Below are 21,826 nucleotides of genomic sequence, written 5' to 3'. Positions count from 1 at the left end.
CCATGCGGACATGCGATGGGGGAGGTTGGGCGACCGACTGCACCGCGCGGCATTGTTGCTCGCGGTGGTGACGGTCGTGGTGTGTGGCTTGGCGATCGCGGGTCTGACCTGGTGGTTGTTGTGGTGGGGGCTGGGGGCGAAGGCGGAGACACCGAATCAGTTGGACCTCACCAAGATCGCGCTGTCGGTGGCGGCGGGCGTGGGTGGCGCGGTTGCTCTGGTCGTGGCCTATCGGCGGCAACGGGATCTGGAGCGTGGACGGTTCGCGGAGCTGTTCGGGGCGGCGGCCGAACAGCTGGGCGATGCCGATGTGGCAGTGCGGATCGCGGGAGTCTACGCGATGGCGGGGGCCGCCGACGAATTTTCCGGCCCGAGTCGACGACAGCAGTGCATCGATGTGCTGTGTGGTTATCTTCGGCTGCCGTTCGACCCCGATGAGGCAGCGAATCACCTTGTGTCGCGGGCGGAGTCGACCGAGGAAGCCGGGGTCAAGGTCGAAAGGGTCTATCAGTTCCGGCAGAACGACCGCGAGGTGCGTCGAACCATCGTCAAGGTGATCGCCGACCACGTGCGGCGCTCGGCGGACGTCTCCTGGTCGGATTGCGATTTCACCTTTAACGGCGCGGTCCTGGAGAAGGCGGATTTTCGATACGCCGTGTTCGCGGGCAGGCATACCTCGTTCGCCCGAGCGATATTCACCGGTACCACCACATTCGAGCGTGCGACGTTCACCGGTCCACACGTCACCTTCCGCGAAGCAACCTTTCAGAACGGTTCCGCGCTGTTCGACCAAGCCGAGTTCGGATCGACTCGCGTCGAGAAGAAACGAGGTCGCCGGGTTCGGCACCACCTTCGACGACGCCACGTTCGACTGCACGACGTCGTTCGAGAGCGTGACCTTCCGTGGCCCGCGCACCACCTTCATCGGTGCCCGGTTCCTCGGTGCGCGAACATCATTCCAGGAGGCGAAGTTCCGCGCTGAGGTCACCTCGCTCGAGCGTGCGGCGCTGGACGGCGAACGGATCACCTTCGCGGGCGCCGAGTTCGCGAGCCAGCGAATCACCTTCGTCGGCACCCAGTTCTACGCGGCCACCATCGACTTCGACGACGCCCAGCTGGGCGCGCCGTCGCGGTTGCACACCAGGGGAACTCGCGAAACAGACTTCACGCAGGCCGAGTTCCATGGCGCTGTCACCTTCGCCCGCACCACCCTCGGCGGCCGCACCGTCGACTTCTCCGAAGGCGACTTCTTCGGTGATATCTCCTTCCGCACCACCCGCTTCGCCGCCAACGAAGTCCGGTTCGACCACCCCAAGGCGTGGGTCGGTGCGCACTTCGATTGGGACGACAATCCCGTCCGCAAGCCGACCTGCGTCAAGCCCAACCCCTGGCCTCCGGCACCGACTCAGCCTCCCGCACCGACCCGGTGAGTGCGCCGACGAGCGCCAGCTCACCAGATGTATGGGCCCGCGATGACACGGCTGCCGGTCAGGCGGCGTCCAGGTTGGACGCCGCCCTGCTGTTCTTATGTCGGCCAGCCGCCGTAAGGGACGGTGATCAATTCCATGAAGTGGCCGTTGGGGTCTTGGAAGTAGACGCCACGGCCGCCGTCGTTGTGGTTGATCTCGTTGACACCCTGTTTGCGGGGGTCGGCCCAATGGTCCAGCTTGTAGCGCTGGATTTTGGCGTAGGCCTCGTCGAACTCGGCCTCGGAGATCAGGAATGCGTAGTGCTGTGGCTGGATTTCGGTGAATGGAGGGGGCACCTTGGCGAAGTCGAAGGTGACTCCGTTACCCGTGGGAAGCGGGATGAACGGGCCCCATTCTGTTCCGATTTCCAAGCCGAGGATGTCTGCCCAGAATTCGGCGGACACCCGATTGTCGTGACAACCGACAATGGTGTGATTGAACTGTACTGACAGGGGATTGCTCCTTGTGTCGTGACGGTCCCGACCCCGGGCTCGGTACAAGGCGGCCTACGGGAGCACCGTCACGGCCGAAAACGTTAGCACCGAAACTGGCGGGTACGCCAGCGTGCGGCCTGCCGAATCGGGCGGGCCTGCCAGATCGGGCAGCCCTGCCGGTCGCACGCTTGCGCGAGTGGGCGGTGATGGCAACTCCGGATCGCTTTCGGTGGCATTCGCTGGGCCGCGGGGACCGCGGGCGGTAGCGTCGGCGGAATGAAGATTCGTGGGGCGGTCCTGGAGCGGATCGCAGCGCCCGTGCCGTTCGCCGAATCGGCGCCGATCACCGTGTGTGAGCTGGATCTGGGAGAACCCGGGCCAAGTGAGCTGCTGGTGCGGATCGAGGCGGCAGGGTTGTGCCATTCGGACCTGTCGGTGGTCGATGGCAATCGAGTGCGACCGGTGCCGATGCTGCTCGGGCACGAGGCGGCCGGTCGCGTCGAGGCGGTCGGTCCGGGCGATTCCGATATCGCGGTCGGGCAGCGCGTGGTGATGACCTTCCTGCCGCGCTGCGGCGATTGTGCGGGCTGTGCCAGCGAGGGGCGGACGCCGTGCGGGCCGGGCAGCGTGGCCAACAATCGGGGCGAGTTGCTCAACGGCGGGCGGCGGCTGCACCGTGACGGTGAAGAAGTGCACCACCACCTGGGCGTTTCCGCGTTCGCCACCCACGCCGTCGTGGATCGCCGTTCGGTGGTTCCGGTCGACGACGATGTTCCACCCGAAGTCGCGGCAGTGCTCGGCTGCGCCGTATTGACCGGCGGCGGCGCCTTGCTCAACTCCGCGAAGCCCGGCCCCGCTGATCGGGTTATGGTCGTCGGGCTCGGCGGTGTCGGGATGGCGGCGTTGCTCGTGGCGGTGTCACTGGGCGGCGCGGAGGTCATCGCGGTCGATACGGTTCCGGAAAAGCTCGCTCTGGCAAAAGAACTCGGTGCCACTGCGGTCTACACGCCGGCCGAGGTCGGCGCACAGGGTGTGCAGGCGGAGGTCGTCGTCGAGGCTGCTGGCAATATTCGCGCGTTCGAAACCGCCATCGCCGCAACGGCACCCGGCGGCACGACGGTCACCGTCGGCCTGCCCGCACCCGATGCGCGGGCGAGTATTTCGCCGCTCGCGCTTGTCGCGCAGGGCCGTTCGATCATCGGCAGCTACCTCGGCTCGGCCGTCCCGGCGCGCGATATCCCCGAGTACGTCCGGATGTGGCGCGAGGGTCGGCTACCGGTCGAGCGGCTGGTGTCCGCGCACATCGGCCTCGACGAAATCAACCACGCGATGGATGAACTCGCCGCGGGCCACGCGCTGCGTCAGGTGATCGTCTTCGAGTGACCCGACGTGGTCGCACGGGAGTTCCGATTCGCCGCGGAGGTGATCGTTCTCATAGACCTGGCGTGGCGCCTGCCCGCGACCTGTTCGCTTACCCCGACGTAGGTATTCGACCGAAAAGTGAGTACTTGTAGGCTTTCTGAGCTGTCTCGAAGACTTGGCTCCGTACTCCGGGTTTTGGATGCCCGGTTCGGATCATCTTGGAATGGAGCCACAATGACAGATCGTGAGCACACGCCGGTGACCGTGCTCGGGCTGGGTTCGATGGGCCGCGCGCTGGCCGAAGCGTTTGTCAAAGCGGGGCATCCGACCACCGTGTGGAACCGGAGCCCCGAGAAGGCAGCGCCGCTGGTGGAACTGGGTGCGACGCAGTATGTCGAGATAGGCGATGCGGTCGCCGCCAGTCCGCTGATCGTCTCCTGCCTGACCACCTTCGCCGCTACGCTGGACGCGCTGCGGTCTGCCGGTGCCACGCTGTCCGGTCGGACCCTCGTCACGTTGAACAGCGGAACTCCGAACGGCGCGCGAGAGCTGGCGACCTGGGCGGCCGGGCACGGTGCCGAATTCCTCGGCGGCGCAATCAAGAATGTGCCCGCGGCGGTGGGGAATCCGGAAACGCTGTTGTACTTCGGCGGCGCCCGCGCGACATTCGACCGGCAGGCCGACACATTACGGGTGCTCGGCGGTGATGTCGTCCATCTCGGCACCGAACCGGATCTCGGCGCGCTGTACGAATCAGCGGTCGGCGCGACGCTGTTGCCCGCGTTGCTCGGCTTCTTCGAGGGCGCGGCGGTGTTGACGGCGCGGGGCCACACCGCAAGCTCGATGGTGCACTATTCGATCAAGTGGCTGCAGATGATCGAGTCGCTGCTGCCGGTCCTCGCCGATGAAATCGATACCGGTGATTACACGAAGTTGGGGGCTTCTGTCGGCCTGTTCCACGCGGCGATCGGCAATGACGAGGAACTCGGGGCGGAGGTGGGCATCGATATGTCCTGGCACGCGCCGATGTACGAGCTGCTCCGGCGGGCGATCGCGCAAGGCCATGGCGACCAGAGCATTACGGCGCTGATCGAGGTACTCAGGAAACCTGTCTCCGCTACGTAGCTTTGTCGAAGTGTCAGCGACCGTTCGTATCGCGACCCGCTGTGGCGGGATGGTCGAGCGCGTCGACGAAACGGTTAAGTAGGCGGGCGAATTCGGTGCGTTCGTGGTCGGTCCAGTCCGCCATGGCGGTGGCCATGGCGCAGCGGCGGCCGTCGCGCGCGGCGTCCACCAGGTTCGTGCCTTCGCGGGTGAGACGGAGCACGGCCCGGCGTCCGTCCAGCTGGTCGGCTACCCGTTCCAAGAGGCCGGACGAAACTGCCTGGGCAACTAGGCGGCTCGCGCGCGGCTGATCGACACCCAATGCAGGCGCCAGGCTTCCGACGGTGGCGGCGTCGGATACGGCTACGGCGTCCAGGACGCGGAATACGGCCACAGGGACAGGAGACTTGCCCGCCAGTGCGCCGAGGGTCTGCCTGCGCCGAATTCGGACCATCGCCGCTTCGACGACTTCGGTGATCGCCTCGTGCACTTCCATCGCCTTCACCTTCATGTAAAGATACATTTAGTTGTAAAAATACATGCTTTGGAGGAATGATGGCCGAAAAGCGCCTGATCGGCTATTGGCTGAAGGAACTCGATCGACTGATCAACCAGCGTTTCGACGAGGATCTCGCCGCAGGCGAGCTGAGTCGCCGACACTGGCAGATGCTCCACTCGCTGGCCGAGGGGCCGCGTCCGGTCGACGACGTCCGCGATGGCCTCACGCCGTTCTGGACCGACGCGGGGGAGTGGGATGTTCAGCTCACGCAGCTGGTCCAGCGCGGCCTCGTTGTCGAGGATTCGGGCGCGCTGTCGCTGACCGATACGGGTCGCACAACCCATGACGAGGCGTTCGTCCGGATCGGTCGCCGCCGCCGCGCGATGGTCGAGGGCATCACTGATGAGCAGTACCTCGAGACGGTGCGCATGCTCGAAACGATGGCCGGAAATATGGCAGGCGAATAGCTATGTCGCGCTGAGGAACTCGGTCACGGCGCTGATGTACTCGGTAGGGCGGCTGATCAGGAGTGAGTGGCCGCCGGTCGGGATGGTGCGGTATTCGCAGTCCGGATGGAGTGTGAGTAAGCGTTCGGTGTGCGTGGTGGTGATGAGCGGGTCGTCGTCGGCGCGGAGAATCAGCGTGGGTCCCTGCCATGACGGGCCTGCCATGATCTCGTCGACTCGTTCGGCGAGTTGCAGCATTCGCTGATACGACAGGACCGCGCCTGCGCTGCCTGCCGGGTCGGTGACCGCCTCGATCTGCTCGATCCAGAATTCGGCGTCCTCGGTGTCGCCCCATATGCTGCGCAGCGCCGTGCGGACCGATTCGCGAGCCTGCGTCCAGGGGGTGTTCCCGGCGGTGTCGACGCGCATTCGCAGGCGATCTACATCTTCGGGGCCGTAGAGGCCGGTGCTGGTCAACGTCAGGGATCTGATGCGCTCCGGCGCTCGCCGCGACAACAGTTCGGCGAACATGCCGCCCGCGGACTGGCCCACGACGTGGGTTTGCTCGACGCCTTCGGTGTCCAGCACGGCGACGAGACCATCGATGACCTCATCGCAGGTTTCGATGAGTGGCGGGAAGTCGACCGCCAGCGTCCGAAACCGGGGGGACAGCGCCGGTGCGAGGTCGAGCCAGGCGATGCCGATGCCCGCGCCGCCGGTGAGCAGGAGCACCGGATCGCCGTCTCCGCCGCGGTAGTAGTGCCAATCATGCTGCCCGGCAACGAGTTTCTTGCTCTCGTGGTCCCGGAGGAAGTCGGCGGCCAGCTCTCGAATCGAAGTCACCCAGCGACCGTATGCGAGCGGTCGCTCATGCGCAAACATGCGCATATAGCAATGTGAATCGGGAGGTAGGTGACCGTGGGGCGGCGGGCGGATTGCGTCCGAGTGCGCCCTTATAGGCTGGCAGAACAGGAGCGAACGAGGAGGTGCGGTGACCATTCGGGTCGGAGTGCTCGGTGCACGCGGGAAAGTCGGACAGGCGATCTGTGCGGCGGTGGAGGCGGCGACCGATCTGGAGCTGGTCGCGGCGGTGGACAAGGATGATTCGCTCGAGGCGTTCACTGAAGCGAATACGCAGGTTGTCGTCGATTTCACGCACCCCGACGTGGTGATGGGGAATCTGAAGTTCCTGGTGGAGCGCGGGATCCATGCGGTCGTCGGCACCACCGGTTTCGATGCCGCGCGGCTCGACGAGGTGCGCGGCTGGCTGGCCGAGCGGCCGGAGACCGGCGTGCTGATCGCACCGAACTTCGCGATCGGTGCGGTGCTGTCCATGCGCTTCGCCGAGCAGGCCGCCCGGTTCTTCGAATCGGTCGAGGTCATCGAGCTTCATCACCCGAACAAAGCCGATGCGCCGTCGGGAACCGCCTACCGCACCGCCGGACTGATCGCGGCGGCCCGCGAACGTGCGGGCGTCGGCCGCAGTCCGGACGCGACCAGCACCGAGCTCGAGGGTGCGCGCGGCGCCGATGTCGACGGCGTGCGGGTGCATTCGGTGCGCCTTGCCGGGTTGGTCGCGCATCAAGAGGTGCTGTTCGGCACCCAGGGCGAAACCCTCACCATCCGGCACGATTCCATCGACAGGAACTCCTTCGCCCCCGGCGTGCTGCTCGGCGTGCGCGAGATCGCCGACCGCCCAGGTCTGACCGTCGGACTCGACCCGTTGCTGGATCTGTGAGCACATCGGAACCTGTCGAGTCGCAAGATCCCGGCCACAGCACCGAGGTCCGCAAGGTCGTCGCACTGCTTGCGGCGCTGATCCTCGTGCTCGGCTTCTACTTCCTGCTGCTCGGCCGAATCGCGTTGAGCCTCATCGGTTCCGGTGATGTCGCCGCCATCGTCATCGGTATCGGCGTGCTCATCCTGCCGTTCCTGGGTGTGTGGATGGTGGTGGCCACCGTGCGCGCGGCACTGTCGCATCAGCACCTGGCCCGCCGTATCCACGAGGAGGGGCTGGAACTCGACACCTCCGCGTTGCCCCGCCGCCCGTCCGGCCGCATCGAACGCGAGTCGGCGGACGCATTGTTCGGGCAGGTCAAGCAGGAATGGGAGGCCGACCCGGACAACTGGCGCGTCTCCTACCGGCTGGCCCGCGCCTACGACTACGCGGGCGACCGCACCCGGGCCCGTGAAACCATGCGACGTGCGGTGGCGCTGGAGAAGCTCGAACGCGAACACACCGAGGGCTAACCGATACGCGGCTGTCCCGGCCACCGTCCGGACCAGGTTTCTCGCTCACCCTGTATCAACCGACTAGAGTAGTAGCAACAATCCGGCGAATCGTCCGGCTTGATGTTGGGCGTGCACCGGCCGTTTCGACTGGCGAGGAGCACAACATGCGCCGCAGCGTTCGTGCAGTACCCGGTGTGCTGATGATAACGGCGGTGATCGCCGCCGCCCCGATGGCAACTGCTGCCCAGGGCGAACTGATCGTCGACGACACGACCTACAAAAATCCGCACGGCTGTCTTTACCTCGGCGTCGATAAGAACCGCTCATTCACGAACAACACCGACAACACCATATCCATCTACCCGACGACCGGATGCCTCGGCTTTGCCACCGCGATCCTCCCAGCGGGCGAATCCGGCACCTATACCAGCAAGTCGGTGCAGATCGGCTGACCACCGGCCGCGGTCTGAAGCGCGCCGAGCTCGGGCCGCGCTACGCTCTGCGACGTGCCTCGGCTGTTGATCGTTCATCACACACCCTCGCCGCACATGCAGGAGATGTTCGAGGCGGTGGTGTCCGGCGCGACGGACCCGGAGATCGAAGGTGTCGAAGTGGTTCGCCGCGCGGCACTGGCGGTCACGCCCACCGACATGCTGGAGGCCGACGGCTATCTGCTCGGGACGCCGGCGAATCTGGGCTACATGTCCGGTGCGCTCAAACACGCCTTCGATGTTTGCTACTACCCATGTCTTGACTCGACTTGCGGCCGCCCATACGGCCTCTACCTGCACGGCAACCAGGGCACCGAGGGTGCGCAGCGGGCTGTCGAGAGCATCACGACGGGTATGGGCTGGGTCAAGGCCGCTGCCCCGGTCGTCGTATCCGGGCCGCCGACAAAGGACGACATCCAGCGGTGCTGGGAGCTCGGCGCCACCATCGCCGCGCAGCTGATGTCCTGAAGCCGATTCCGCGAACCCGACCGTGACCGAGCAGAATCTGCCACCGTTGGTATCCAGGTGGCCCCTGATTTTGGTGGCTGACCTCCGGGAGCATCTGCCGGGCATACTCATGGTGACGTTGTACCGGTGGGGCTGTGGAGCAGTTGCTCGGGATGGGAGTTCGAGGTGACCTGGGTCGAAGGTGGCGAGCATGTGCCGCGCCGGATTGGTCTCGTCGAAGATCATGAATCGGTCGCGATCGGGCTTGCCGCAATGCTTGCACCGGAACCGGATCTCGATTTGGTGCTGACCGCGGGGACCGTGCCGGAACTGTTGGCCGCCGCGGTGAGCCGCGCGTCCGTTGCCGCGACCGCGACCGCACCGCACCCCGCGCTGGACCTGGTGGTGCTCGATCTGCGGCTTGCCGACGGATCCTCGCCCGAGGACAACGTGCGTGCCCTGCGTGATCGCGGGATCGAGGTCCTGGTGTTCACCGGGGCGGACAACGCTTTTCTGGTGCGCGCGGCGGCGAAGGCCGGAGTGCTCGGCGTCGTGCGCAAGTCCGAGGACGTACCCACGGTGGTCGCGGCGGTGCGCAGGGCCGCGTCCGGCGAGCAGGTGGTGACCACCGACTGGGCCGCGGCCATCGACGGCGACCCGCAGCTGTCGGACGTGGGCTTGAGCCCGCGTCAAGAAGAGGTGCTCACCCTGTACGCCTCCGGTGAGAAGGCCTCCCGGGTGGCGCGATTGACAGGTCTTTCCGAGCAGACGGTCAACGACTATCTCGGCCGGATCCGGCAGAAGTATGCCGATGCCGGTCGCCCGGCTCCGACCAAGACCGACCTGTACAAGCGGGCGGTGGAGGACGGATGGCTACCGGTTCCCGAGCGGCATCCGCGCGCATGAGTGAGCGTAGCGAGCGAAAATGAACACAGCCGCAATCGCGGTCATACCGGAGCCGAGCGCCAGCGAGGCGCAGGTATGACCGCGTCCAGCATGCTGGACACCCCTGCTGCTGCGGACTCCGCGATGCTCGACCGTTTCCGGTCGAGTCGTTGGCGCCGTGGCGTCGCGGCGGTGTCCAAGGAAAACCATGCCGAGCCGACGGCCGATCGCATTCTGCGCAGGCTGGGTCTGACCATTGGTCTCGCCGGGCTGATCGTCGCGGTGGTGGAGCTGCCCGACATCGCCGACCAGAGTCGATTCGTCACGGCCGGCTGGACCGCGTTGACCGTGGTCCTCGCGCTCGGCTGGTTTCCGGTGCTTGCCGCGGTGTCGCTCGGGCGCAGCGCGCGGGTGATCCGGACGGTCGCGGGCCTGGCGGCAGTGAGTTTCCTTGCGGCAATGGCGACTATCCCGTTCGCCTATTCCGAGCCGACGCCGGACGCGTCCTCGGTGTGGGTGTATCGGGTGCTCGCGCTCGGTGTGCTCGCGGCCGCCTTGGCGTGGCGGCCGCCGCTGTCGGTCATATATTTGGTCGTCGCGGCGGCGGAGGCGGCGCTGGCCAATCGTGCCGTGGTGGCAGGTGGGACAACGTTGTCGCTGATCGGCGACTTCGCAAGGGCTGCTGGACTGTGCGCGATGTTCCTGTGGTGCTCCACGTATGCGCTCGCGTCGGCGGCGCGAGTGGACCGCGAGTCGGTGACAGCGAGCAAGCGTGCCGCGGCCGTGGCCGGCGCCGCGGCGAGAGATCGTGAGCAGGCGAGATTCGCCGCGCTGATCCATGACGCGGTGCTGTCGACATTGCTGGATGCCGCACGGGCGGGCACCGAGTCGCCGGTGCTGCGCCGCCAGGCGGAACGAACGCTCGACCAACTCGACGAATGCCGTGGCGGCAACACCGAATCCGACCACCTCGATGCGCAATCGGCGGTCGGCTTCCTGCGCTCGGCGGTGCACGAGGTGAATCCGGGAGTCCAATTCACCGCACGGCGCTGGGCCGGGCTCGACGATTTGCGGCTGCCGGTGGACGCCGCGGGCACGATCGCCGCCGCGCTCGCCGAGGCGGTGCGCAACAGCCTGCGCCACGCCACGGTGCCGGGCCGGTCCGTGCGGCGGACGGTCACCGTCACCGTGAGTGCGGGCGGCATCCGGGTGGCGTTCCGAGACGACGGCGCCGGATTCGACCTGGACCGGGTGCCTGCCGATCGGCTCGGCATTTCGGTGAGCATCCTCGGTCGGATGCGACAGCTCGCGGGTGGCGCCGGATTCGTGGAATCCCAACCGGGAGAAGGCACTACGGTGACGCTGGTCTGGGGTGGCGATGGCTGACACCCAAGCCGAATTCGGGCTGCGCGATCTGCTCGGCCTGCGGGATCGCTGGGCGTGGCTGTTCCTGCTTGTTTTCGAACTGACCATCGTGCTGTACATGTTGCGGAATCTGCCAGACTCGGCGCCGATACCGGCGCTTGCCGCGCTGCTGATCATGGTCGTGGCCGGGGTGTTGGTGCTGGTGATTCCGGTCGATCCGCTGCCCTGGCCGGCCACCGTGTTCGTCGCGGCCGCCGGACCGGTGGCGACGGTGCTGACCATCATCGATATCGACAACGGTCTGACCAAACCGGTGTGGACTCCCTTCGCGTCGTCTTACGTCCTCGCGGTTCTGGTGCTGCGTGGTCGGTTGGGCGCGGCCTGGCTCGGCGTCGGCGGGATCGCGGTAGTGATCGGCGTCGTGGGTGCGATGACCGGAGTCCGGGTCGGCGTCGTAGTCGGGTCGGTGGTGCCGGTGGCGACGGTGGCCGGGATCTCGATCTGCGCGGCGATCATGCGACCGATGCAACAATCCCTGCGCCTGTTGCGGGAGGAAGCGACCATGCGCGCGGCGGCGGAGGCGACCATGGCCGCGGAGAACGGCGAACGGGATCGACAGCTGGCCAGGCTCGACAAGGTCGCCCGCCCGATCCTCGAACGCATCGCGGGCGGGGCAGAGCTCAGCGCGGCCGAGCGCGAACAATGCAGGCTACTGGAAGCCGAACTGCGCGACGGGCTGCGCGCCCCACAGTTGGTCACCGACGAATTGAGCAGCGCGGCCCGTGGCGCCCGCTCTCGCGGGGTCGAGGTGGTGCTGCTCGACGACGGTGGCTTCGCGGGCGTGCCACGCTGGGTGCGCCAGCAGGTAATCGAATCGGCGACAAAGGAATTGGATGCGGCCAATGCGGGTTCGGTGACCGTGCGGGTGCTGCCGATGGGTCGCCGGATCTTGGCCACGGTGCTCGCGAACGCGCCCGAGCGTGATCGGCGTACCGAGATCGATACCGCGGGCGAGGTGTCGGTGTCGACCTGACCGGTGGCGGGCAGCGGCCCGGCTTGTCGGACCGTCGTGGCAAAGTGCCAGCCATGAGGAAGATGAGTGCGGCGGCGGCGCGGCGGACGGCGTTGGCCGCGCAGGGGTTCGGTAGGCGCAAACCGGCCGCGCCGAGCCGGCGGACGGTGCTCGACGTGCTGGGCAGAACGCAACTACTGCAACTGGATTCGGTGTCGGCGGTGGTGCGCGCGCACTATGCGCCGGTGTTCAGCAGGATCGGCGGCTACGATCGCACACTGCTGGACGATGCCGCCTGGAGCAACGGGGTTCGGCGGCCGCGCAAACTCGTCGAATACTGGGCGCATGAGGCCGCGTTGATCCCGGTCGAGGACTGGCCGCTGATGCGGTGGCGGATGGCCGAATACGACCACGGTCGCTGGGCGGGCATGCGGCGGGTGGCGGAACGCAATCCCACTCTCGGCAAGGACATCCTGGATGTGATCACCGAGGTCGGCGCGTCGACCGCCGGTGAGGTCGAACGGCACCTGGAACTCGACAAGCCTCGCCCCAAGGGCTCCTGGTGGAATCTCAGCGATACGAAGATGATCTGCGAACAACTCTTCGCCAATGGCGCGCTGTCGGTGGACAAGCGGGTCGGCTTCGCCAGGCACTACGACCTGGTCGAGCGGGTGATTCCGCCGGAGATCTTGGCGCGCAACGTCCCCGAGGGCGAAGCGATCCGCGAACTGACGCTACGCGCGGCGACCGCGCTCGGTGTGGCGACCGAAGCCGACCTGCGCGACTACTACCGGACCCATCGCACCCAGACCCAACCGGCCATCGCCGACCTGGTCGACGCCGGAGAGTTGGAACAGGTCGACGTCGCGGGCTGGGACAAACCCGGCTATCTACGGACCGGCGCCGTGACGCCGCGCCGGATCGAGGGCGCGGCCCTGCTGTGCCCCTTCGATCCGCTGATCTTCTTCCGTGCGCGCACCGAGCGGCTGTTCGATTTCCATTACCGGATAGAGATCTATACGCCGGAACCCAAACGGGTGCACGGCTATTACGTCTTTCCGTTCCTACTGAACGGTGAACTCGTCGGCCGGGTCGACCTGCGCGCCGAGCGCTCGGCAGGGCGGCTCCTGGTACCCGGCGCCTTCGCCGAACCCGGCCACTGCACCCCGGAGACGGTGGCTGCGCTCACCGATGCGCTGCGTGAGATGGCGGACTGGCTCGAGCTGGACAAAGTGGTGATCGGTGATCGCGGAGACCTCGCCCCGTTGTTGTGATCGGTGGTGTGATCAGACGTCGCGCTTGGGTCCGTAACCACGCATCTGATCGCGCAGCGCACCCGAAACCACGCCCGACAGCCACGAATTGAGCGACATATTGCTCTGCGCGGCAGCCTCTTCGGCGCGCGATTTCAACTGCTCGACCAGACGCAGCGTGACGCGACTGATGTCGCCGGTCATTTCTTCGAAGCTCGGATGGTCGCCGTCGGCGGTGGTGGCCGAGTTCTTGCGCACATCCACGCTCGCGTCGGTGCCGTCGACCGAGACGTGCACCGTGCGGTCACCGAGCGCGGTGCTGACCTCGGCGGCCATGTCCGACAACGCCGCCAGCAGTGCAAGACGGGTCGCACTCTCCGCCGCCGCCGCCAGTGCGGCCGCGGTGGCCTGGGTTTTTTCGTCGCCGAGCGCGGCGGCCGCGATCAGATCGTCACGCAGCCGGGTGGTGTACTTGTTGAGATCCATGACATCAGTGTGACGCCATTCGTGATGTCATACAAGGCGCGGTTTGACGCCAAGGCTGCACGCTGGGAGGCGAATCACTCGCACGGGCGGGCCGATCGGCGGTCAGGGTGTCGAGGGCATTCCCTAGAGCGGGTAGCCTTTCTGACCATGACGAACGGTGAATCGACGCCAACGGAGCTGCGCGCGTCCGGCACAGTAGGTGTCGCGATGGTGACCCCCTTCAGTGCCGACGGCAAGCTCGACGTCGATGCCGGCGTTGCGTTGGCGGCCCGTCTGGTCGAGCGCGGCGTCGACCTGCTCGCGATCTCCGGCACCACCGGTGAATCGCCGACTACCACCGAATCCGAGAAGGCCGACCTGCTGCGTGCCGTTGTCGACGCCGTCGGCGACCGTGCCACCGTGATCGCGGGCGCGGGCACATACGACACCGCGCATTCCATCGAACTCGCGCGCAACGCCCAACGGGCGGGTGCGCATGGCCTGCTCGTGGTGACCCCGTACTACTCGCGTCCCACCCAGGCCGGTCTGCTTGCCCATTTCACCGCGGTCGCCGACGCCACCGACCTGCCGGTCACGCTGTACGACATTCCGCCGCGCTCGGTGGTCCCCATCGCCACCGACACCATTCGCAAGCTCGCCGAGCACCCGCGCATCGTCGCGGTCAAGGACGCCAAGGGCGACCTGAACGCGGGCGCGGATCTGATCGCCACGACCGACCTGGCCTTCTACTCCGGCGACGACGCGCTGAACCTGCCCTGGCTGTCGGTCGGCGCCGTCGGATTCATCAGTGTCATCGGGCATCTCGTGCCCGAACGGCTGCGCGCGCTGCGCGACGCATGGGCGGCCGGTGACGTGGTGCGCGCCAGGGAAATCAATGTCAGCCTGTTGCCGTTGAACGCGGCGATGACCCGGCTCGGCGGTGTCGCCATGAGCAAGGGCGGGCTGCGATTGCTCGGCATAAATGTAGGGGAGCCTCGATTGCCACAGCTGATGCCCACCGCCGAACAGCTCGACGAGCTGTCCGCTGACCTGCAGATTGCGGGGGTGCTCGGATGAGCGAGCCACTAGCACGTCGTCCCCGTCGTAGCGCTTCCCGTGCCGCGGGCGCGCCGCCGCCCGCGCCACCCGCGCCGAAGCGCGCCGCAAAGGCGGAACCACAGGACAGCCCGGTAGAGATCGACAGCATCGTGCAGGCCGCCGCTGCGGCGCAGGTCGAAGCAGCGGGGCAGGCCGCGAGCAACGTGCAGACCGCGGGCGGCGCGCAATCCGGCGCGCGACGCACGAAGCAGGCCGCACCGGACAAGGCGCCCGCCAAGAAGGCCGCGGCCAAGACCTCGGCCGACAAGACTCCTGCCAAGGCCGAGCAGCAAGCGCCGGCGAAGAAACCGGGACGTGCCCGCCAGCAGTCCGGTCGAGGCCGCGCCGAGCAGGCTCCGGCCCGCCCGGTCGATCGCCCCGTCGCCGATCGCCTCGGCGCCCCGCCGAAGCTGCCCAAGAACGGCCTGCGCGTCTTCGCCCTCGGCGGCATCGGTGAAATCGGCCGCAACATGACCGTTTTCGAGTACGGCGGCAAGCTGCTGATCGTCGACTGTGGCGTGCTGTTTCCCGAGGACCAGCAGCCCGGCGTGGACCTGATCCTGCCCGACTTCCGGCCCATCGAGGACCGGATCGACGATGTCGTGGCCGTGGTGCTGACCCACGGCCACGAAGACCACATCGGCGCGGTGCCATTCCTGCTGCGGCTGCGCCCCGATATCCCGGTCATCGGCTCGAAGTTCACCCTCGCGCTGGTCGCCGCGAAGTGCAAAGAGCACCGCCAGCGACCGAAGCTCACCGAGGTCACCGAGGGCGAGCGCACCACGCACGGCCCGTTCGAGTGCGAGTACTTCGCGGTCAACCACTCGATCCCGGATGCCATCGCCGTGGCCATTCGAACCCCCGCGGGCGTCGTGCTGCACACCGGCGACATCAAGCTCGATCAGCTACCCCTGGACGGTCGGCTCACCGACCTGGCCGGGTTCTCGCGCCTCGGTGACGAGGGCGTCGACCTGTTCCTCGTCGACTCCACCAACGCCGAGGTGCCCGGCTTCGTCACGCCGGAGCGGGAGATCGGCGGCGTCCTCGACACGGTGATCGGCAAGGCCCGCAATCGCGTGATCGTCGCGTCGTTCGCCAGTCACGTGCATCGCATCCAGCAGGTCGTCGATGTCGCGCAGAAGTACGGGCGGCGGGTGTGCTTCGTGGGCCGCTCGATGGTCCGCAATATGGAGATCGCCCAGGATCTCGGGTATCTGACGGTCCCGGACTCCGTTGTGGTCGACCTCGACGTCGCCGCGACGCTTCCTGGTGACCGCCTGGTGTTGATCTCGACCGGATCGCAGGGCGAACCGCTCTCCGCGCTGTCGCGGATGGCGCGCGGTGAACACCGCCAGATCAATATCCGTCAGGACGACCTGGTGGTGCTGGCCTCCTCGCTCATCCCCGGCAACGAGAACTCGGTCTTCGCTGTGGTCAACGGCCTGGCCCGGCTCGGCGCCACGGTGATCACCCAGCAGAACGCGAAGGTGCACGTCTCCGGGCACGCGTCCGCAGGCGAACTGCTGTACCTGTACAACGCGGTCCGACCCACCAATGCCATGCCGGTGCACGGGGAATGGCGGCATCTGCGCGCCAATGCCGCATTGGCCATCGCCACCGGCGTGCCGGAGGACCGGGTCGTGCTCGCTGAGGACGGTGTCGTGGTCGACCTGGTCGACGGGATCGCCTCGATCGTCGGACGGGTCCCGGTCGGGCACGTCTACGTCGACGGCCTGTCGGTCGGCGATGTCGGCGAATCGACGCTGTCGGACCGTCTGGTGCTCGGTGAGGGCGGGTTCATCTCGATCACCGTCGCGGTCGACTCGTCCACCGGCAAGGCGGTCAGCACCCCCGAGGTGAGCGGGCGTGGGTTCTCCGACGATCCCACCGCGCTCGCCGACGCCGCGGAACTCGTCGAAGCCGAACTGCTGCGACTGGCAGGTGAGGGCGTCACCGACACCCACCGCATCGCGCAGAGCGTGCGCCGCGTTGTCGGTCGCTGGGTGGCGGACGTCTACCGCCGTCGTCCGATGATCGTGCCGACCGTCATCGGGGTCTAGCAAAGAGAAAACCGCCGGATGATGTCACCATCATCCGGCGGTTTCGCTATCTACAGCCGAAGCCTACTTCGCCTGGCAGGCAGCCGAATCCAGCTTCGCCGACTTCACGACGTTGCACGTGAACTGGTGCGAGACCTTCCACTGGTCACCCTCGGCGACAAACTCGACGAAGGCGTTCTCCACCGGCTCACCATTGATGGTGACCTTGGCGTCGGCCTTCAGCTTGCCGTCCTTGGGCTCCTGCACGCCGGTGATCTCCACCTTGACGTTCTGCGCCTTGGCAGCCTCGACGAGCTTGTCGACCAGCTGCGGATCGCGCTCGGCGTCCTGCACCCAGCTGATCTTTTCCTCGCTGCTGACGCTCGGATCGAACGCCTTGGTGATCCGCTCGTTGAGCAGCCCGACGGCAGGCTTGGCCAGGTTCGGCGGCGTCGTGGTCTTCGCGGATCCCTCCGCGGTGCCCTCGCCGCTCTTACCGCTCTCGAACTTGCCCGGCGCCGACGTCGGTGTGCTGGAGCCCGACGACGAATCCTTGTCGGAGCTGCACGCGGTGAGGCCGAGTGCCGCAGTCGCGAGTACGACCGCGACCGCCGCTCGAATTGTTTTGTGCTTCACGAAATTTCCCCTGGAATGAGTGTCGCGGACCCGGACGGACGCTGCGACGGAAATGGTGTCGGAGTTACAGCGAGTAGCCGCTGGTGCAGCGCCAGTCCACGACGTGGCCGCCGGGCACTCGGCTCAACGCGGCCGATTTGGCGGCGGAGTAGCTGGCGCGGGCGGATGCGCTCCACTGCGACGACGAGCTGGCGAGGACACCGCAGCCGTTGGTCCACGAGATCAGCACCGAGCAACCGTAGCCACAGGCCGACACGGCGGAATTCTCCGCTGCCGAGTAGCTGCCGTAGTTGTTCGAGATCGCGTAGTCCCCGTCGCTGGAGACGGCAATGGCGCCGTAGTACCCGTACGCGGCTTGCGCAGGGGCCGCAGTGGCCAGCACAGATCCAACCGTTGCCGCCATGATGGCGGCACCGGTGACGAATTTCTTCACAGGTGAATCCCCTTCTTGCTCACAGGTCCACGACCCGATGGACCGAGTGACAAGCTACAGAGCCGAAGCCGCAAGCGCTACCCGAGAATTCGGGGCGCGGCCGTCGGATCCCACTCGGTGCCGGGCGATGCCGGGGGATCACGGCTCCCCGCACCGGGCGTGCGGTGGATAGTTTGGCTGAGCGGTAGCCAGGGTGCAAGTCGAAGACACGTTGTGCGGCAAGGGCAACGCATCGGTGATCGACTATGTTCGAGCACGTGAGCATGGCACAACGGGAACGTCAGGCGCTGGTCCGGACGATGTCCGCCGCGGGGCCGGACGCACCGACCCTCTGTGGGGAGTGGACGGTGCGAGAACTGGCGGCGCACTTGGTGGTTCGCGAGCGCCGCCCCGACGCGGCGCCGGGGATCATGCTGAAGCCCTTTGCCGGGTATCTCGAAAGCGTGCAGGCGAAGGTGGCACGCAAACCGTTCCCGGAACTGCTGGACGAGGTGCGCACCGGACCGCCGTGGTGGTCGCCGTTGCGCCCGGTCGACGCCGTGGCCAATCTGTCGGAGATGTTCGTCCACCATGAAGATGTGCGTCGTGGCACGCCGGGATGGGAACCGCGCACGCTGTCGGACGCCGACGAGGCCCGGCTCTGGTCGCAGCTGCGCAAGATGGCTCGAATGGCCTACCGGAAATCACCGGTCACCGTCGTGCTCGCGACGCCGGACGGCGACCGGGCGGTGGTGCCGTCGAGTTCCGACGCCGAAGTGACACTGACCGGCAAGCCCTCGGAGTTGTTGCTGCACGCGTTCGGTCGCGACGAAGTTCGCCTCGAGACCGCCGGCGAACCGGGCGACGTGCGCGCGGTACTCGACCTCGATCGTTCGGTGTAGCCCCAGCACGCTCGACACACGTGCCCGATTCGGGCGCAAAGAGAGCTCGACGGCGGCGGCTGCGACCTGGGCTTCCGCACAATTCGACACGGTTGAGACGGCCGATACCAGTGTTGCGGATGGTCCGGATGGTGCGTTAGCGGCTAGCCTGAGGTCATGGCAGGTAAGTCCCGCAGCTCCACGACCTCTCGTGCGCGGGCGGGATCAGCCCGGGGGAGGACCACAGCGGCCCGGTCTCGTTCGGCGACGCCGCGTGGTGCCGCCACCCCGCGTGCCACCGCGGCGCCGCGCGCTCGCACCGCGGCGGCACGCCGCCCGGTCCGCCGTAAGTCCGATACCGCGCCACTTGCGGTGATCAGCCGTGGCATCAGCAGCGGCTGGACCGTGCTCGCGCGCGGCCTCGGTGCCACCACGCGCACGCTGAGCCGGGCGGGCGAGATCGAACACGGCCATCGCCGCGACGGCATCGCGCTCGCCCTCATCGCATTGAGCGCGGTGATCGCGGCGGCGGTGTGGCTGTCGGCGGGCGGACCGGTCGGGCACTGGGTCGAGGAGGCCATCCGCGCGGTCTCCGGATCCGCATCGGCCGGGTTGCCGTTCGTGGCCACCGCGATCGCCATTGTCTTGATGCGCACCGAGGCGCGCCAGGAGATCCGGCCGCGCCTGGTGCTCGGCGGACTGCTGGTCGGGCTGCCGATCCTCGGCCTGTGGCATGTCGCCGCCGGATCGCCGACCGACGCGCACGGACGTTCCCGCGCCGCGGGTTTCGTCGGTTTCGTGGTGGGTGGCCCTCTCACCGACGGGCTCACCGGCTGGCTTTCGGTGCCGATTCTCCTGCTGGCCATCGTCTTCGGCGTGCTGCTGCTGACCGGCACCACCGTGCGAGAGGTACCGGACCGGCTGCGGCACTACTTCGGCATCGGCACCGGTGCCGACGAATACGGTGACTACAACGGCGAATACGATCCGGCCAACTACGACGCGGACGGGTTTCCGCTACACCGTTCCAGCGGGTCGAAGCGGCGTGGCCGCACCCCGGTCGAGAACTATCCGCCCGACGAATTCGGCGATGCCGACGTGGTCACCGAGGTGCTCGGCGAGCCGCCGTTGCGTGACGCCAAACCGATTACGGCCGAACCGCCCGAACCGAAGCCAAAGCCGAAGAAGCGTCCCGTCAAGGTTGCCGATCAGACCCCGCCGCCGCCGAAGCAGATGGAACTGATCGCCGACCGGGAGATCGAGGGCGACTATGTTTTGCCGCCGCTCACGCTGTTGACCGACGGTGATCCGCCCAAGAAGCGCAGTGCCGCCAATGAATCGATGATCGAGGCGATCACCGAGGTGCTGGTGCAGTTCAAAATCGACGCGGCGGTCACCGGATTCGTGCGCGGCCCGACGGTCACCCGCTACGAGGTCGAGCTCGGGCCGGGCGTCAAGGTCGAGAAGATCACCGCGTTGACCCGCAATATCGCGTATGCCGTTGCGACGGAGAACGTCCGGCTGCTCGCGCCGATTCCCGGCAAGTCCGCCGTGGGCATCGAGGTCCCCAATGCCGACCGCGAATTGGTGCGCCTCGCCGATGTGCTCAAAGCGCCCTCGACCCGAAACGACCACCACCCGTTGGTGATCGGGCTCGGCAAGAACATCGAAGGCGACTTCGTCTCGGCCAACCTGGCGAAGATGCCGCACCTGCTGGTGGCAGGCTCTACCGGTTCCGGCAAGTCGAGCTTCGTGAACTCGATGCTGGTTTCGCTGCTCGGCCGGGCCACGCCCGACGAGGTCCGGATGATCCTCATCGACCCGAAAATGGTGGAACTCACACCCTACGAGGGTATTCCGCACCTGATCACGCCCATCATCACCCAGCCGAAGAAGGCCGCCGCGGCGCTGGCCTGGCTGGTGGAAGAGATGGAGCAGCGGTATCAGGACATGCAGGTCAACAAGGTTCGCCACATCGACGACTTCAACAAGAAGGTCAAGTCCGGGGCGATCACCGCGCCGTTGGGCAGCGAACGGGTCTACCGCCCGTACCCGTACATTCTGGCCATCGTCGACGAACTCGCCGACCTGATGATGACCGCGCCGCGCGATGTCGAGGACGCGATCGTCCGCATCACCCAAAAGGCCAGGGCCGCGGGCATTCACCTGGTACTCGCCACCCAGCGGCCCTCAGTGGATGTGGTCACCGGCCTGATCAAGACCAACGTGCCCTCTCGGCTTGCCTTCGCCACGTCCTCGCTGACCGACTCGCGAGTCATCCTCGACCAGCCGGGCGCGGAAAAGCTGATCGGTATGGGCGACGGCCTATTCCTGCCCATGGGCGCGAACAAACCCACTCGTCTGCAGGGCGCGTTCATCAGCGACGAGGAAATCCACGCCGTCGTCGATTTCGCCAAGAACCAGGCCGAACCCGAATACCAGGAGGGTGTCACCGCCGCGAAGGCGGGTGAGAAGAAGGACGTCGACCCCGACATCGGCGACGACCTCGATGTCTTCGTCCAGGCCGTAGAACTGGTGGTGACTTCACAATTCGGCTCCACCTCGATGCTGCAGCGCAAACTGCGCGTCGGCTTCGCCAAGGCAGGCCGCCTGATGGACCTGATGGAAACCCGCGGTGTCGTCGGCCCCAGCGAGGGCTCCAAGGCCCGTGATGTGCTCATCAAACCGGATGAACTGGAGGGCCTGCTCTGGTCGATCCGCGGCGGCGGCGAGGAGCCCGACGACGCGGACGAAGAGTGACCGGTAGTAGTGGTGGCGCCGCTACACCACACTCCATCAGTGCGCTCGGGAGGACTCGAACCTCCAGCCGCCGAATTCGTATTCCGGTGCTCCATCCGATTGAGCTACGAGCGCGCTCATCCGCGCGGGCGCGGACTGGTTCCCTCGGCGAGATTCGAACTCGCACTGACCGCATCCTGAATACGGTGCCTCTTCCAATTGGGCTACGAGGGATTGGTTTTCGGTGCCCGTGGGTGGGATCGAACCACCGGCCTGCGCCCTCGGAGGACGCCGCTCTCTCCACTGAGCTACACGGGCCCGAAAACTAGGTGGCAGCAGGAGGATTCGAACCTCCGGTGGCGTGATCGCACCTGATTTACAGTCAGGTCCCTTCGGCCGCTCGGGCATACTGCCGTTTGTCGCTATGGAGTTGTCGTGGTGTGCAGGTGTCGGCGCGGACGGAGGGACTCGAACCCCCAGCCAACAACTTTGGAGATTGCCGCTCTTCCCGTTGAGCTACGTCCGCAGGCATGAAAAAGGGGTCACTCCTCGGCGTG

23 protein-coding genes and 5 tRNA genes are annotated in these 21,826 nt (G+C 66.8%); 17 read left to right on the top strand and 11 right to left on the bottom strand.

Features of this window, described 5'->3' with window-relative positions:
- Window positions 1–10 precede the first annotated feature (10 nt).
- A complete protein-coding gene (locus ACFQZZ_RS23040) occupies window positions 11–982 on the top strand; it encodes a pentapeptide repeat-containing protein (RefSeq protein WP_378684366.1) in 972 nt (323 codons plus the stop codon).
- Window positions 894–1,430 (top strand): hypothetical protein, encoded by a 537-nt coding sequence (locus tag ACFQZZ_RS23035; protein WP_378684364.1) that lies wholly within the window; start codon window positions 894–896, stop codon window positions 1,428–1,430. Before ACFQZZ_RS23040 ends, ACFQZZ_RS23035 begins: the two co-directional genes overlap by 89 nt.
- A gap of 95 nt (window positions 1,431–1,525) precedes the next feature.
- Here ACFQZZ_RS23035 and ACFQZZ_RS23030 read toward each other — a convergent pair whose 3' ends face one another.
- Window positions 1,526–1,921, bottom strand: coding sequence for a VOC family protein (locus tag ACFQZZ_RS23030; protein ID WP_378685069.1), 396 nt, complete (start codon window positions 1,919–1,921; stop codon window positions 1,526–1,528).
- A gap of 258 nt (window positions 1,922–2,179) precedes the next feature.
- Between ACFQZZ_RS23030 and ACFQZZ_RS23025 the strand changes: the two genes are divergently transcribed.
- Both ACFQZZ_RS23025 and ACFQZZ_RS23020 read left to right on the top strand, forming a co-directional pair.
- Window positions 2,180–3,286 (top strand): zinc-binding dehydrogenase, encoded by a 1,107-nt coding sequence (locus tag ACFQZZ_RS23025; protein ID WP_378684361.1) that lies wholly within the window; start codon window positions 2,180–2,182, stop codon window positions 3,284–3,286.
- Window positions 3,287–3,499: 213 nt separating this feature from the next.
- Window positions 3,500–4,390: an NAD(P)-dependent oxidoreductase gene (locus tag ACFQZZ_RS23020; protein ID WP_378684359.1), complete on the top strand. Its 891-nt coding sequence runs from the start codon at window positions 3,500–3,502 to the stop codon at window positions 4,388–4,390.
- Window positions 4,391–4,403: 13 nt separating this feature from the next.
- Here ACFQZZ_RS23020 and ACFQZZ_RS23015 read toward each other — a convergent pair whose 3' ends face one another.
- Complete coding sequence (locus tag ACFQZZ_RS23015) at window positions 4,404–4,865, bottom strand: MarR family winged helix-turn-helix transcriptional regulator (protein ID WP_378684356.1); 462 nt, start codon at window positions 4,863–4,865, stop codon at window positions 4,404–4,406.
- Window positions 4,866–4,921: 56 nt separating this feature from the next.
- Between ACFQZZ_RS23015 and ACFQZZ_RS23010 the strand changes: the two genes are divergently transcribed.
- A complete protein-coding gene (locus ACFQZZ_RS23010) occupies window positions 4,922–5,335 on the top strand; it encodes a hypothetical protein (protein WP_378684353.1) in 414 nt (137 codons plus the stop codon).
- On the opposite strand, the gene ACFQZZ_RS23005 is transcribed toward ACFQZZ_RS23010, so the two are convergent.
- On the bottom strand, window positions 5,336–6,157 hold the full coding sequence (locus ACFQZZ_RS23005; protein WP_378684350.1) for an alpha/beta fold hydrolase: 822 nt from the start codon (window positions 6,155–6,157) through the stop codon (window positions 5,336–5,338).
- A 148-nt stretch (window positions 6,158–6,305) separates the two neighbouring features.
- On the opposite strand from ACFQZZ_RS23005, the gene dapB reads away from it, so the two are divergent.
- From dapB to ACFQZZ_RS22965, 8 genes are all read left to right on the top strand, one after another.
- Window positions 6,306–7,052, top strand: coding sequence for a 4-hydroxy-tetrahydrodipicolinate reductase (gene dapB, locus ACFQZZ_RS23000; RefSeq protein WP_378684348.1), 747 nt, complete (start codon window positions 6,306–6,308; stop codon window positions 7,050–7,052).
- A gap of 65 nt (window positions 7,053–7,117) precedes the next feature.
- Window positions 7,118–7,564 carry a hypothetical protein gene (locus tag ACFQZZ_RS22995; RefSeq protein WP_378685066.1) on the top strand — a complete coding sequence of 149 codons (447 nt, stop codon included), beginning with the start codon at window positions 7,118–7,120 and terminating at the stop codon, window positions 7,562–7,564.
- 146 nt (window positions 7,565–7,710) lie between these two features.
- Window positions 7,711–7,998 carry a hypothetical protein gene (locus tag ACFQZZ_RS22990; protein WP_378684345.1) on the top strand — a complete coding sequence of 96 codons (288 nt, stop codon included), beginning with the start codon at window positions 7,711–7,713 and terminating at the stop codon, window positions 7,996–7,998.
- A 96-nt stretch (window positions 7,999–8,094) separates the two neighbouring features.
- Complete coding sequence (locus ACFQZZ_RS22985) at window positions 8,095–8,505, top strand: flavodoxin family protein (RefSeq protein ID WP_378684342.1); 411 nt, start codon at window positions 8,095–8,097, stop codon at window positions 8,503–8,505.
- Between the two features lie 165 nt (window positions 8,506–8,670).
- Window positions 8,671–9,390 (top strand): DNA-binding response regulator, encoded by a 720-nt coding sequence (locus ACFQZZ_RS22980; RefSeq protein WP_378684340.1) that lies wholly within the window; start codon window positions 8,671–8,673, stop codon window positions 9,388–9,390.
- A 75-nt stretch (window positions 9,391–9,465) separates the two neighbouring features.
- Complete coding sequence (locus ACFQZZ_RS22975) at window positions 9,466–10,755, top strand: sensor histidine kinase (protein WP_378684338.1); 1,290 nt, start codon at window positions 9,466–9,468, stop codon at window positions 10,753–10,755.
- Window positions 10,748–11,767 (top strand): hypothetical protein, encoded by a 1,020-nt coding sequence (locus tag ACFQZZ_RS22970; RefSeq protein WP_378684335.1) that lies wholly within the window; start codon window positions 10,748–10,750, stop codon window positions 11,765–11,767. The genes ACFQZZ_RS22975 and ACFQZZ_RS22970 overlap by 8 nt, the downstream gene beginning before the upstream one ends.
- Before the next feature lie 53 nt (window positions 11,768–11,820).
- Window positions 11,821–13,020, top strand: a complete 1,200-nt coding sequence (locus ACFQZZ_RS22965; RefSeq protein WP_378684332.1) for a winged helix-turn-helix domain-containing protein — start codon at window positions 11,821–11,823, stop codon at window positions 13,018–13,020.
- A gap of 12 nt (window positions 13,021–13,032) precedes the next feature.
- Here the strand turns inward: ACFQZZ_RS22965 and ACFQZZ_RS22960 are convergent, their stop codons facing one another.
- On the bottom strand, window positions 13,033–13,485 hold the full coding sequence (locus ACFQZZ_RS22960; RefSeq protein ID WP_378684329.1) for a hypothetical protein: 453 nt from the start codon (window positions 13,483–13,485) through the stop codon (window positions 13,033–13,035).
- Window positions 13,486–13,632: 147 nt separating this feature from the next.
- Between ACFQZZ_RS22960 and dapA the strand changes: the two genes are divergently transcribed.
- Complete coding sequence (dapA, locus tag ACFQZZ_RS22955) at window positions 13,633–14,541, top strand: 4-hydroxy-tetrahydrodipicolinate synthase (RefSeq protein WP_378684326.1); 909 nt, start codon at window positions 13,633–13,635, stop codon at window positions 14,539–14,541.
- Window positions 14,538–16,622 carry a ribonuclease J gene (locus ACFQZZ_RS22950; RefSeq protein WP_378684324.1) on the top strand — a complete coding sequence of 695 codons (2,085 nt, stop codon included), beginning with the start codon at window positions 14,538–14,540 and terminating at the stop codon, window positions 16,620–16,622. The genes dapA and ACFQZZ_RS22950 overlap by 4 nt, the downstream gene beginning before the upstream one ends.
- A 63-nt stretch (window positions 16,623–16,685) precedes the next feature.
- Here the strand turns inward: ACFQZZ_RS22950 and ACFQZZ_RS22945 are convergent, their stop codons facing one another.
- Window positions 16,686–17,237 carry a hypothetical protein gene (locus tag ACFQZZ_RS22945; protein WP_378684322.1) on the bottom strand — a complete coding sequence of 184 codons (552 nt, stop codon included), beginning with the start codon at window positions 17,235–17,237 and terminating at the stop codon, window positions 16,686–16,688.
- 64 nt (window positions 17,238–17,301) lie between these two features.
- On the bottom strand, window positions 17,302–17,670 hold the full coding sequence (locus ACFQZZ_RS22940; RefSeq protein WP_378684319.1) for a DUF4189 domain-containing protein: 369 nt from the start codon (window positions 17,668–17,670) through the stop codon (window positions 17,302–17,304).
- Window positions 17,671–17,927: 257 nt separating this feature from the next.
- On the opposite strand from ACFQZZ_RS22940, the gene ACFQZZ_RS22935 reads away from it, so the two are divergent.
- Window positions 17,928–18,551, top strand: coding sequence for a TIGR03085 family metal-binding protein (locus ACFQZZ_RS22935; RefSeq protein ID WP_378684316.1), 624 nt, complete (start codon window positions 17,928–17,930; stop codon window positions 18,549–18,551).
- A gap of 156 nt (window positions 18,552–18,707) precedes the next feature.
- Window positions 18,708–21,290, top strand: coding sequence for a DNA translocase FtsK (locus ACFQZZ_RS22930; protein WP_378684313.1), 2,583 nt, complete (start codon window positions 18,708–18,710; stop codon window positions 21,288–21,290).
- 40 nt (window positions 21,291–21,330) lie between these two features.
- On the opposite strand, the gene ACFQZZ_RS22925 is transcribed toward ACFQZZ_RS22930, so the two are convergent.
- From ACFQZZ_RS22925 to ACFQZZ_RS22905, 5 genes are all read right to left on the bottom strand, one after another.
- Window positions 21,331–21,404 (bottom strand) — tRNA-Arg (locus tag ACFQZZ_RS22925).
- Between the two features lie 22 nt (window positions 21,405–21,426).
- Window positions 21,427–21,503: transfer RNA gene (locus ACFQZZ_RS22920), tRNA-Leu, on the bottom strand.
- 11 nt (window positions 21,504–21,514) lie between these two features.
- Window positions 21,515–21,587: transfer RNA gene (locus tag ACFQZZ_RS22915), tRNA-Arg, on the bottom strand.
- 12 nt (window positions 21,588–21,599) lie between these two features.
- Window positions 21,600–21,683: transfer RNA gene (locus ACFQZZ_RS22910), tRNA-Tyr, on the bottom strand.
- 39 nt (window positions 21,684–21,722) lie between these two features.
- Window positions 21,723–21,795 (bottom strand) — tRNA-Trp (locus ACFQZZ_RS22905).
- Between the last annotated feature and the right edge of the window lie 31 nt (window positions 21,796–21,826).

The sequence above is a fragment of the Nocardia sp. GCM10030253 genome, assembly GCF_042675075.1.
In the GTDB taxonomy this organism is placed as follows: Bacteria; Actinomycetota; Actinomycetes; order Mycobacteriales; family Mycobacteriaceae; genus Nocardia.
The sequence above is the reverse complement of the archived record's forward strand: the minus strand, read 5'-3'. Positions and strand labels throughout refer to the sequence as shown.